This window comes from Dyella sp. 01N36 (genome assembly GCF_056399745.1).
This window is the reverse complement of record NZ_JBFTRY010000111.1, coordinates 1-12,013: the sequence shown is the minus strand read 5'-3', so window position 1 is coordinate 12,013 and position 12,013 is coordinate 1. Positions and strand designations below refer to the sequence as shown.

Annotated in this window: 9 protein-coding genes; 7 read left to right on the top strand and 2 right to left on the bottom strand. The window is 63.8% G+C overall.

The features are described from left to right. Positions 1-99 precede the first annotated feature (99 nt). Together AC1DMG_RS15335 and AC1DMG_RS15330 are read right to left on the bottom strand one after the other, a co-directional pair. A complete protein-coding gene (locus AC1DMG_RS15335) occupies positions 100-3,102 on the bottom strand; it encodes a TonB-dependent receptor (protein ID WP_477175063.1) in 3,003 nt (1,000 codons plus the stop codon). A gap of 44 nt (positions 3,103-3,146) precedes the next feature. Then, positions 3,147-4,634, bottom strand: coding sequence for a transglutaminase-like domain-containing protein (locus AC1DMG_RS15330; protein WP_477175062.1), 1,488 nt, complete (start codon positions 4,632-4,634; stop codon positions 3,147-3,149). Between the two features lie 148 nt (positions 4,635-4,782). Here AC1DMG_RS15330 and AC1DMG_RS15325 point away from each other — a divergent pair, with 148 nt between their 5' ends. The 7 genes from AC1DMG_RS15325 to AC1DMG_RS15295 all read left to right on the top strand — a co-directional run. Next, on the top strand, positions 4,783-5,934 hold the full coding sequence (locus tag AC1DMG_RS15325; protein ID WP_477175061.1) for a DUF819 family protein: 1,152 nt from the start codon (positions 4,783-4,785) through the stop codon (positions 5,932-5,934). An 8-nt stretch (positions 5,935-5,942) separates the two neighbouring features. Next, entirely contained in the window at positions 5,943-7,349 is a 1,407-nt protein-coding gene (locus AC1DMG_RS15320; RefSeq protein ID WP_477175060.1) for a C40 family peptidase, read from the top strand. Between the two features lie 49 nt (positions 7,350-7,398). After that, entirely contained in the window at positions 7,399-8,496 is a 1,098-nt protein-coding gene (locus AC1DMG_RS15315; RefSeq protein WP_441605423.1) for a dipeptide epimerase, read from the top strand. Position 8,497: 1 nt separating this feature from the next. After that, positions 8,498-9,355, top strand: a complete 858-nt coding sequence (locus tag AC1DMG_RS15310) for a MurR/RpiR family transcriptional regulator (protein WP_477175059.1) — start codon at positions 8,498-8,500, stop codon at positions 9,353-9,355. 21 nt (positions 9,356-9,376) lie between these two features. Continuing rightward, positions 9,377-10,171 carry a L,D-transpeptidase family protein gene (locus AC1DMG_RS15305; RefSeq protein ID WP_477175058.1) on the top strand — a complete coding sequence of 265 codons (795 nt, stop codon included), beginning with the start codon at positions 9,377-9,379 and terminating at the stop codon, positions 10,169-10,171. Continuing rightward, complete coding sequence (locus AC1DMG_RS15300; protein ID WP_477175057.1) at positions 10,168-11,415, top strand: dicarboxylate/amino acid:cation symporter; 1,248 nt, start codon at positions 10,168-10,170, stop codon at positions 11,413-11,415. Before AC1DMG_RS15305 ends, AC1DMG_RS15300 begins: the two co-directional genes overlap by 4 nt. After that, on the top strand, positions 11,412-12,013 hold a 602-nt coding region (locus tag AC1DMG_RS15295; protein WP_477180716.1), incomplete at its 3' end, for an NAD(P)/FAD-dependent oxidoreductase. The genes AC1DMG_RS15300 and AC1DMG_RS15295, both read left to right, overlap by 4 nt.

The following is a 12,013-nucleotide window of genomic DNA, read 5'->3' as shown; positions in this document are numbered from 1 at the left end:
GCTTGGCGCAGGGTGAAGCGATCGTGTCCATCATGGGCGAGCCTGTCGCAAAAAAAACGGCAGCCTGCATCGCGCAGGCTGCCGGTGGGGACGGACTCATCAGAAGTCCACGGACACCGTCAACTGCGCAAAGCGAGGCGACTGGAAACGCAAGGGCTGTTCGAAGGTGGAACTGGTGCTGTTGGAAATGGTGGTCTGCAGATCCTGGTCCACCTGGATGGTGCGCTGTTCGTTGAGCAGGTTGTAGACCGCGAACTTCACGCGCAGCTGGCCGACGTCGGCCAGCTGGCGCAAGTAGGTGATGCTGGCGCCAAGGGTGTAAGTCCACGGCATGCGGCCGTATTTGCCGCGCGGCGAGGATTCGTACACGCGATCTTCCGAACGCGCCGCATCGCAGTTGGCCACGCAGATGTAGTAGCTGTGGTACACCGTGGCGTCATACGGATTGCCGACGCCGAAACCGGTGATGGGGCCACCCGAAGCGATATTCGCGTCGCCCGCCACTTGCCAGTTCGGCGTGATGGCATAGGTGCCGCGCAGCTTGAGCTGATGACGACGATCGTTGGGCAGGTAGCCGTCGCCGCCGAAGTTCACCCACGGATCATCGAAATTCTCGGTGCGGCCGGTGTCGTCGAAGTTGGTGTCGGAGTTCACCGGGCCCTCCGCATTGCCGCGGTTCCACGACAACACGTAGGACGCATTGAACGACCACTTGTTGTCCCAGGCGCGATCCAGCTGGAATTCCAGCGCGGTGTAGGTGCGCTTGGGATTCACCCAGCCGCGCTGGCCCAGGTAGTTGCCATCCTCGTCGTACATCGCCCAGCCTTCCTTGGACGTATCCACGGTGACCCAGCCATCGGCCGTGCCGTCGCAGTTGGTGTCGCCCCACACCTTGTTCTTTTTGCCGGGATTGCCCATCACCCAGCCGATGTAGCCGTCCGGACCGCACTTGCCGGTGGCGCTGATCTCCATGTCGTCGATGGCATTGTGCAGCTTGCGGTAGGTGCCGTTCACGCCCCACGACCACTTGTCATTGAGCATCTGCTGGAAGCCGATGATCAGCTCATCCTGGTAGACCTGCTGCATATCCTTGTTCACTTCCGAACGCAGGTCATGCACGGTGCCGTCGCCCTGCGACGTGTCCACGCCGCCCAGCTGCGGTCCGAGGACGGGAATGGCGTACTGGTTGCCGTTGGCATCGGTAAGCGTCTGCCAGCCACCAAACGCGTAATACGTGCGCTGGTCGAGCAAGCCACCGGCCTGCTTGATGTTGATCACGTTGGCCACCGGCAGGTAGTAGCGGCCCAGGTTGCCATAGAGTTTGGTAGTGCCGTCCCCCTTCACGTCCCACGAGAAGCCGAAGCGCGGCGCCCACATATTGTCCATCTTGATATAGCTGCGGCCAGCGGCGTCCATATTGTCGAAGCCATCGCGACGGATGCCGGCGTTGAGCAGCAGGTTGGGCGTCACCTGCCAGTTGTCTTCCAGATAGAAGGCGTTGTTGGTGGTGTCGAAGTTGCCTGCGATCTCGTAGCGGCGGGCGCGCACATAGCCGTTGTAGCCCGGCGGAATCACGCCGCCGCCGTTGGGATTGGGGATGGTCGAGCCGGGCGTGGCCGCATAGACGTTGTAGTAGATCGCGCCGGGGCCCGGATAGTGACGACTGTAGACAGAGTCGTCGTCCTCGTGGTCGTAGCCGAAACGCAGCAGGTGGTCTTCCAGCTTCCATTCGAAGTCGGCGCGGCCTTCCTTGCGCTTGTCGTTGCGCTTCTCCACCGCCGTATTCGTCGTGCAACCCAACGGCACGCCAGGCTTGGGAACGGCGGTTTCAGCGGCGACGTGGTTGCAATCGAGGTCGGTGAGCGCGCGATTGAACGATTCGCGCTTGTTCTCGCCGTACAACACTTTCATCGACAGGTTGTCGGTGAGGTAGTTGGTATAGGTGAGCGACCAGTTCTTGCCGCCGGTGTCCGTGTAGATGGTATTGGTCTTGGCGCCGATGGTGTGCGTGTCGTAGTCGTAGTTGTAGACGGTGCCGACGTTTTTGCTCTTGTCCGAGAAGGCCATCAGCGAGAGCAGGTTGCTGTCGTTGATGTGCCAGTCGATGGTGGTACCCCAGAAATCGGGACTGGAGCTGTTGCTGGTGAGGGTGGTGCCCTCGTCGTTGGTGTTGCGCGGGTTGTCACCGCGCTGTTCCACCATGGCGAAGATAAACAGCTTGTCCTTCACGATCGGGCCGGACGCGTAGATGTTGGTCTTCATCAGCGAATCGCGGTCCTCGCTGGCCGTGAGGTAGCGATTGCCGTTGGCGTCGTAGCGATCCTCTGCCTGCGCATGCCACGCCCCCGGTTCCATCGTCATTTCCACGCCCGCGTGGAAATCGTTGGAACCCGAGCGCGCCACTGCGTTGATCACGCCGCCGGTGGTGCGGCCGAACTCCACCGAGTAGCCGCCGGTCTTCACCTGGAATTCCTGGTAGAAGTTGAACGGTGCCTCGGAATAGCCATTGCGGTTGTAGAAGTCGGTGACGTTGAGGCCGTTGACGTAGATGGCGTTCTCCGCCACCGACGAGCCACCGAAGGACAAGCCGCCAAAGGCCGATGCGCCCTTCACCACGCCTGGCGCGAGTGTCGCCACGGCGGCGATGTTCTGATCCACCGGCAGGCGACGCAGCTCTTCACGCGAGATATTGGTGGACGACTCGGTCGAAGTGACGTCCACCGCGGTGATGATCGACGTGCCGGTGACATTGACTGCCGACAGGTTGGTCGCGTTGTTGCCGCCCAGGTTCACGGTGGTGGCGTTGCCCAGCGTCACGGTGACGGGCGTGGACTGCGTGATGGTCTTGCCGTCCTTGGCCACGGACAGCGTGTAATCGCCGATGGCGAGGAACGAGATGCGGTAATTGCCCTTGTCGTCGGCTGTTACCGAGCGGGTGAAACCCGTCTGCGGATTGCTGATGGTGACGAGTGCGCCGGGTTCGGTGTGACCGACCACCGTGCCGTCGTTATTGCCTGCAAATGCCGGAGGCGTGGCCATCGAAGCCAGACCCATGCCCAACGCCATGCACAGCATGGTCCTGCGAAAAGTACGACTGACCATTTCCCCGTCTCCCCCGGTTCTGTCGTCGTTGATGTAAAGACCGCTTATCTGCTGGCGCGCTCAGTCGCCGGCAGCAGCTGCCACGTGAAGTCGTAGTCCCATTGATCGAAGTACAAGTTGCCGCCACGCCACTCCAGCTCGCCGCGCTGCGAGTCCACCGTTTCGGAGCGGAAGAACTGTTTGGCTGGCACCAGCGGCTGGCTGAAATCGCTGTTGAAAGCGATGCGGTAGGCGTCGAGCCCGCCGAGGTAGAACCACTGCAAGGCAGGGTCGTCGCCCGCCGCCGGATGCAGCTGGCCGAAGGTCACGTCCATCGGTACCCAGCCATAGGGCGCCAGATAGAGCTGGCCCCAGTCGTGGATGTTGTTGTACTTGCCGTCCGAGAAGATGAAGCCCGATTGCCAGCGCGCAGGAATGCCGTTGAGGCGCAGCAGAGCAATCAACAGCATGGTCTGCTCGCCGCAATCGCCGTGGCCGGCATGCAGCGTGTAATCGCTGAGGTTGCTGATGGTGGAATATTCGCGTGCCCCGGCCCAGGGAATCTGGTCCACGGCGGCGAACAACTTCTGCGCGATGCGATACGGATTGGTTTCGTTGCCCACGGCCTTGCGCGAAAACGCGCGCAGGTCGTCGGTGAAGACGATGTGCGGTGCGCGCTCGGCGACAAAGGGCGCAAGCTCGGGCGAGATCTTCGCCGGCACCACCTTGGACGCATCGATGTCGTGGTATTGCGCGTAAATGGTCAGCTCGTAGGTGACGGCAAACGTGGTCGGCTTGCCTGCGACGGCCGGCTTCTCCAGATAGGCCGTGCGTTGCATCGTGCTGGCCGGCGCCACTTGAGCGCCGACAGGCTGGCTGTCGACGAGGCGCACGCCTTCCTGCTGTCCCGGCAGTTCGCGCGGAAACGGCAGCCAGGCGCGCACCGTTTCGCCGGCGGGCACGGCATCGGCGTTGACTGTGACGGTTTCGGTGACGCGCACATGGTTGGGCGTGACGCTGCTGCGATGCGTAGCGAGCGCTTCGCGACGCGCGTCGCGATGGTGATCGTTGAGCTTCTCCATCGGGTCGTCGTTGGACGGCGCCGGATGCGTGCGCCGTGCGGCGGCATCCTTGCTGAGCAGGAACAGGTTGCCCGGCGCACGCTTGAAGTAAAGCGTGCGCCCGTCGATCACCTGATGTTCGAGCAAGCCCTGCTGATCCCAGCGCGCGAACTCCGCGTCGGTGAGGTCGGGAATCTGCTTGCGCAGTCGTGCTTTGGCGGCATCGGCATCGAGCGTGAAGTCGAGTCGGATGCGGCGCATGCGTTCGCGCTGGAACAGCAGCGCATCGCGCGCCTCCGGCGAGAGTCCTGGTTGGGCCAGTGCGTTCGTGATATCGGCTTCAGCCGCGCTGAATTGCCCCGCATCGATCTGCGCAATGGCATGCTGCACCGGGGCTTGGGTGGCGGCCGATGCGACACCGGCGAGCAGCAGGCAGGCAAGCGCCGTCGCCAGCGAAAATTGCCGACGTCGCAAGGATGAGATGGGTCGCACCGTCTGCACCTGCCACTTCCCCGTAAGAAAAAGCGAAGTCGCTGTGTAGCACGCTTGCAATCGACGGTCAATAATTTATGCTTCGAGCAAACGTCGTCCGAATCAGATATTCCAAAGACGACGATGATCGGGGATTCAAAGGGGACGCATGATCCACACGGCCTGGCCTTATCTCGCTGTCATGTTGCTGGCAGCGGGCCTGTTTCCCGCCCTGGAGCGGCGCTACAAGTGGCGTTTCTTCGAGGTTTTGCCGCCGATCGTGCTGACCTATCTGCTGGTGACCGCGTTGGCGGTCACGGGTCTGTGGCAGGTCAATGCGGAGATCCGCGCCACCCAGGGCATGCTCATCGAGCACCTGGTGCCGGCCCTGTTATTCCTGCTGATGATCAATTGCGATCTGCGGGCGATCTACCGGCTGGGGCCGCGCGTCCTTGCGGTTTTCTTCGTCACCATGGTGTGCCTGTTCATTGCCTTCGTCGGCACCTTCCTGATGTTCCGCGTGTGGCTGAAAGGCGATGCCTGGCAGCCGCTGGCCGCGCTGTCGGGCAGCTGGATCGGCGGCACAGCCAATATGGTGGCGGTCAAGCAAGCCATCGGCATGCCCGATCGCCTGCTGGCGTTTTCGCTGCTCACCGATGCCTTGTGCTACTCGATGTGGGTGGTGGTGCTGTTTGGCCTGGGCCGCGTGGCCACCCAGTTCAACCGCTGGACTCGCGCCACCTCCAGCGCCGACATGGTGGTGGAGCCCTCGCGCAGTCACGGCCCGACCACCTCCGAGAACGTGCTGCTGTGGCTGGGCATGGCCCTGCTGGTGGCGGCGCTGTCCGCATGGCTTGCCGGGCGCCTGCCGGTAACCGAGATGGTGTCGTCCACCACCTGGACCATCATGCTGTCCACTGCCTTCGGTCTGGTGGCTGCGCATACACCGCTGGCGCGCTTCGCTGGCGCCAGCACGATTTCCAGCGCCATGCTGATCAGCGTGGTGGCCATCCTGGCCTCGCAAAGCAATTTCGACGGCATTGCCTCGGCGCCGCTGTATCTCATGTGCGGCGTCTGCATCATCGCCATCCATGCCGTGCTGCTGGCGCTGGCCGCGCGGGTATTTCACTTCGATCTGTATCTGTGCGGCATTTCCTCGCTCGCCTGCATCGGCGGCGTGGCAGCCACGCCCATACTCGCAGCCAGCTACTCGCGTTCACTGGTGCCGGTGGGCATCCTGCTGGCCTTGCTCGGCTATATCCTCGGTACAGGGTTTGGATTGCTGGTGGCGTCCGTCATGTCGTCACTGGCCATTGCATAGGAATCAGCATGCGACTCATGCCTCGCCTGACGTTGTGTCTGCTCGCCGCGCTGGCCGCGGCCCCGGTCTTGGCGGACCAGCGGCCCGACCCCGTCCCCGTGCCGCCTTCGGGCGTGCTCGGCATCAGCAACAACGCGATGCTGGCGCCGGATTTCTGGATCAAGCAGCTGGCGCAGCCTGATCGCGTGCTTGCGGGCATCGATGCCATCGGCGCGCAGAACGCGAAGCTGCTCAGGGTCGATGGGTCCATGCACGACCTGCATGGCGTCCCGGCCAACGTCGATCGCGCCATGGTGACTGGTTGGATCAACGACCTTTCGCAGTATCCCAAGCGCCCGTTGTTTGACGACAAGGGCCAGCCGGTGCCCGACAGCTTGCGCGCGCAGCTCGCGGACGCGCTCGCGCTCGATGCCGTGCCGGCACAGCAGACCAGCCGCTACGGCATGATCGTGCAGCGCGCGGCCTTGCGTACGTATCCCACCGACACGCGCGTGTTTACCTCGAAAGACGATACAGACATCGATCGCTTCCAGGAGACCGCCGAATTTCCCGGTACGCCGGTGCTGATCGCGCACACCAGCCGCGACGGCCGCTGGCTGTTCGTGGTGAGCGAGCGCTATGCCGCCTGGACGCATCGCGACAATGTCGCCGAGGGTTCGGCGGTCGAGGTGCTAACTTATGGCACGCGCCTGCCGCAACGCGTGGTGACGGGCGGAACCATCCGCACCGTGTTTACGCCGGAGCAGCCGGCGGTATCGCAGCTGCAGCTGGATATGGGTGTGGCCGTGCCGGTGCTGTCCGATCATCCGGCCGATGAGCCAGTGAACGGCCAGTCGCCCTATGCGTCGTACGTGGTCGATCTGCCGATCCGGCAAGCCGATGGCAAGCTCGCGTTCTCGCCGGCATTGATCCAGCGCAACGTCGACACGCAGGACACCTATTTGCCGCTGACGGAAGCCAACATCATCCGCCAAGCGTTCAAGTTCCTYGGCGAGCGMTACGGCTGGGGCCACGACTACGATGGCCGCGATTGCAGCGGCTTCGTATCGGACGTCTATCGCAGCATGGGCGTGCAGATGCCGCGCAACACCAGCAAGCAGGCGATCAGTCCCGGCCTCACGCATCAGACCTTCGGCGACAAGGACAGCCACGACGCGCGCCTCAAGGCCGCGATGGCCTTGCAGGTGGGCGACCTGGTCTATATCCCTGGCCACGTGATGATGGTGATCGGCAAGCTCGATGGCGAGCCCTACGTGATCCACGATACGGGCGGCATGTCTTATCGCGACGGCAAGGGCGGCACGCGCCGCGTCAAGCTCAACGAAGTGTCGGTGACGCCGCTGCTGCCGCTGATGTACGACGACAAGCACACCTATGTCGACCGCATGACCAGCATCGTGCGCGTGCATCCGTGATCGTCTTGCGCCTCCATTCCCTATCGAAGACAGGAAGCTTCCGCCTCCCATGAAGATCACCGACATCCAGTTCGGCATGCTGCGCGTACCGCTCAAGACGCCGTTCAAGACGGCGCTGCGCACCGTCAACCAGGTCGAAGACATCGTGGTGATGGTGCATACCGATAGTGGCCATATCGGCTACGGTGAAGCGCCGGCCACGGCGGTGATCACCGGCGACACCCATGGTTCGATCGTCGATGCGATCCGCCATTACATCGCGCCGCGCCTGGTCGGCCAGGAAATCGCCGATCTCAATCGCCTGACCCAGCTGATCCAGAGTTCGATGGAGAAGAACACCAGCGCCAAGGCGGCGGTGGAAATCGCCCTCTACGACCTGTGGGGCCAGCTGTACAACGCGCCGCTCTACAAGCTGCTCGGCGGTGGCGATCCGGTGATCACCACCGATATCACCATCAGCGTCGACTACATCGACAAGATGGTCGCCGATTCGGTGAGCGCGGTGGAGCGCGGCTTCGAGTCGCTCAAGATCAAAGTGGGCAAGGACATCGGTGTGGACATCGAGCGCGTCAAGGCCATCTATGCCGCGGTGGAAAACCGCGCCTTGCTGCGCCTCGACGCCAACCAGGGCTGGACCGCCAAGCAGGCGGTCTACGCGCTGCAGACGTTGGAAGACGCCGGCGTGCGGCTGGAACTGGTCGAGCAGCCGGTGAAGGCGCGCGACCTCGAAGGCATGCGTTACGTCACCGAGCGCGTGCACACCCCCATCATGGCCGACGAAAGCGTGTTCGGCCCGATGGAGGTGATCGACCTGATCCAGATGCGCGCCGCCGACATCATCAACATCAAGCTGATGAAGACCGGCGGCATCTCCAACGCCATCCGCATTGCCGACATCGCCGCCATGTACGGGGTGGAATGCATGATCGGCTGCATGCTGGAAACCAGCATCAGCGTCGCTGCGGCAGTGCACGTGGCGGTGGCCAAGTCGGCGGTGATCACCAAGGTGGATCTGGACGGCCCCTCGCTGTGCCAGTACAACCCGGTGGACGGGGGCGTGGTCTTCAACGAGTCGGAGATCTCGGTCACCGAGGCGCCTGGATTGGGTATCCGGGAGATTCGTGGCTTGGAAAAGCTGGAAGCTTGATATGTCGCCCTTGGTGAAAATCCGCTCCGAACGCGACCAGATGTCGGCGGTCGAGCGGCGCATCGCCGATTTCATCCTGGAAAACGCCCAGCTGCTGCGCGACTACTCCTCGCAGCAACTGGCCAACGCGCTGGGCATCAGCCAGTCCAGCGTGGTCAAGTTCACCCAGAAGCTGGGCTTCAAAGGTTATCCGGACCTCAAGTATTCCGTCGGCGAGGCGATTGCCCGTGCCGACAACGGCGACGCCGCCCATGTCGCCACGCAGGCCAAGGCGGCCTTCGACGAATCGGCCTCGGGCAATCTGTGGCGGCGCAAGGCTGAGTCGGAAGAAGAGACGCGCCTGATCAATGCCCCCGAGACCCTGCAAGCCGTGGCCGAAGCGATTGCCACGGCCGGCACCAAGGGCAAGGTCTTCATGATCGGCCTGGGCGACGACGACATCTATGCGCGCAGCTTCGCGCTGCGCCTGTCGCTGCTGGGCGTGCCGTCGATACACAACTTCGATGCGCCGCGCATGGCGGCCAGCGTTTCCGCTGCCGGGGCAGGCGACGTGCTGCTGGTATTTTCCGAGCACGGCAACCATCCGGCGCTGTGCAAGATCGGTCGCTTCTTCCGCGAGCGCCGCGGTCGCCTGATCACGGTGACGCGACACACGTCCAATCCGCTGCGTGCGATCGCGGACATCGCCTTGCTGGTGTCCGCCCACGACGATCGTCCTTACATCCAGCCCGTGCTCTACCAATCGGCGCTGCAGCATCTGCTCGATGGCGTCTACGTCCAGCTGTGCGAAGGCGACGAACACCGCCATGTCCAGCTGCTCGCCAATCTCGAACGCGTCCAGCAGATGCTGGAACCCTAGTCTCCCATTTCGCGGAATCGCATGACTTCTCCCGCCCGTCGCTTTGTGATTCGTCATCTTCTTGCCGCCGCGTTGAGCTTGACCACGGTGGCGCCGGTCGCCGCGGTGTTTGCCGCCGAGCAACCGCTGGCCTGGCAGGCTTCGCGCCAGATGGTGCTGGTGATCACGCCGGACTGGAACGCCGACCACGGCGTGCTGCGTGCGTACGAGCGCTCAGGCAACCGCTGGAAGCCGATCGTGGACGCGCAAGCGGTCACCGTGGGGCGCTCGGGTTCCGCCTGGGGCCTCGGTCTGAATGCCGCGCAGGCCGACGGCCCGCAGAAGCACGAAGGCGACGGCCGTGCCGCCGCCGGTGTGTATCGCGTTGGCGAAGTCTTCGGTTACGCCGCCAGGGCCGATACGCACATGCCTTACGAGGCGATGCAGGACACCGACTGGTGCGTCGATGTTGATGGTTCGCCGTACTACAACCAGATCGTCGATACCAGGAAGGTCGGCGAGAAAGCGGTGGAGGGCGCCAGCGAACCGATGCGCCGCGACCTGCATCTGGACGGCGACCAGCGCTACAAGATCGGCTTCGTGATCGAGCACAACGCCAAGGGCAAGCCGGGCGGCGGCAGTTGCATCTTCGCGCACCTTTGGAAATCGCCGACCGACGCGACCGCCGGCTGCACCGCCATGCCCGAGCCGGTGATGCGCCGTCTGCTGAGCTGGATGAAGCCCGAGGAGCAGCCGGTATTCGTCCTGCTGCCACAAAGCGAATACGAGCGGTTGCAGGCGTCCTGGCAGCTGCCTTCGCTGGGCAAGCAGCCTTGAGTCCGACGTCGAGGGTACTCATTGGTTTGGTCCTGGGCGCGGTCGGTGGCCTGAGCCTGGATGCCTGGTGGCCTGGCGCGGCACTACCGGTAGCCGACGCCGTGCAACCGTTTGGACGTCTATGGCTGAACGCATTGCAGATGACCGTGGTGCCCCTGGTGTTTGCGCTGGTAGTCGTGGGCGTGAACACGGCCAGCGACGCGGCGGCCTCYGGGCGCATCGCGCGGCGTGCCATCGTGGCCTTCCTGCTGATACTCACTGGCGGCGCGTTGTTCGCCGCCGTCGCCGCACCGCGGTTGTTTGCGCTGTTTCCACATAATCCGTCGCTGACGGCCGCGCTCGACAGCGCGGTGGCCTCACACGCGCCGCCGGTGGCCGCTGCCGTGGGTTGGGCGGAGTGGTTCAATGGCATCGTGCCCGCCAACGCGATCATGGCCGCGGCGCAGAGCGCCATGTTGCCGCTGGTGGTGTTCGCGCTGTTCTTCGGTTTCGGCTTGACGCGTATCGATGCCACCCGCCGCGCGCTGATCGTGTCGTTTTTCCAGGCCATTGCCGACACCATGATCGTGGTGGTGCGCTGGGTGCTGTGGGTGGCGCCGCTGGGCGTGTTCGCCCTGATCCTCGCGGTATGCGCACGTGCTGGCCTGCATATGCTGAGCGCGCTGGGCATCTATGTCCTGGTGGAATGCCTGCTGTATCTCGCGGTCACCTTGCTGATGCTGCCGGTCGCCATCGTATGGGGCGGCGAAACGCTGCGGCGCTTCGTGCCCGCGCTGCTTCCGGCCCAGATCGTGGCTGCAAGCACGCAGTCGTCGCTGGCTTCGTTGCCGGCCATGCTCGAAAGCGCAGAGCGCCGTCTAGGCTATCCACCGCAGGTGAATGCATTGGTGCTGCCGATGGCCGTCAGCCTTTGTCGTCTCACCAGCCCGATCCAGTACGTGACGTCGGCGTGTTTCATCGCCTGGGCGTACGGCATCGATGTGGGCGTGGCGCCGCTGTTTGCCGCGGCCTTGCTGGCGGTGGTGATCAGTCTCGGATCGGTGGGRCTGCCCGGCGCGGTCAGCTTCATGGCGACCAATCTGCCGGTGGCGCAGGCCATGGGCGTGCCGGTGGGGCCGCTGGGCCTGATGCTGGCCGTGGATGCCTTGCCCGATGCGCTCGCGACCTTGGGCAATGTCACTGCCGATCTCACCGCCACCAGTGTGGTGGCCCGTCAAACCGCCCGGGATAGCGACAAGGCATGAGTACGCTGCACGACGTCGATGTGATCGTGATCGGTGCCGGCATGGCCGGCGCCTCCGTCGCCTATTTTCTCGCACCGCATGCGCGCGTGCTGGTGCTTGAGCGCGAAGAGCATGCCGGCATGCATTCCACCGGGCGTTCGGCAGCGCTGTTTTCCGAGACCTACGGATCCGCGCAGGTGCGTGCCTTGACGCGTGCCGCGCGCCGCTTCTTCGATCATCCGCCTGAGGGCTTCGCGGGGCACCCAGTGCTTTCGCCGCGCGGCTCGCTGAGCATCGGCACGGTGGATCACATCGAGAAGGTACACGCGCTGCATGCAGAGATGGCGCCGCGCACACGCGGCCTGCGCGTGGTGGATGCGGCATGGCTGCAGGAAACGGTACCGGTCCTGCGTCCTGAGGCGGCGCAAATCGGTTTGTACGAATCCGGCGCTGCCGACATCGACGTCAACGAACTGCACCAGGGCTTTCTTCGCGGCCTGCGGGCACAGGGTGGCCAACTACGCTGCAATGTCGACATCCGCTCGATTGAACATGGACCGGGCCATTGGTTTATCGATGCCGGCCACGAGCACTACCGCGCACCTTTGCTGATCAACGC

Excerpts from the sequence above, each read along its gene's own strand:
- AC1DMG_RS15305 (WP_477175058.1), top strand. The coding sequence starts at position 9,377 with ATGACTTCTCCCGCCCGTCGCTTTGTGATTCGTCATCTTCTTGCCGCC.
- AC1DMG_RS15310 (WP_477175059.1), top strand. The coding sequence starts at position 8,498 with ATGTCGCCCTTGGTGAAAATCCGCTCCGAACGCGACCAGATGTCGGCG.
- AC1DMG_RS15325 (WP_477175061.1), top strand. The coding sequence starts at position 4,783 with ATGATCCACACGGCCTGGCCTTATCTCGCTGTCATGTTGCTGGCAGCG.
- AC1DMG_RS15315 (WP_441605423.1), top strand. The coding sequence starts at position 7,399 with ATGAAGATCACCGACATCCAGTTCGGCATGCTGCGCGTACCGCTCAAG.
- AC1DMG_RS15335 (WP_477175063.1), bottom strand. The coding sequence starts at position 3,102 with ATGGTCAGTCGTACTTTTCGCAGGACCATGCTGTGCATGGCGTTGGGC.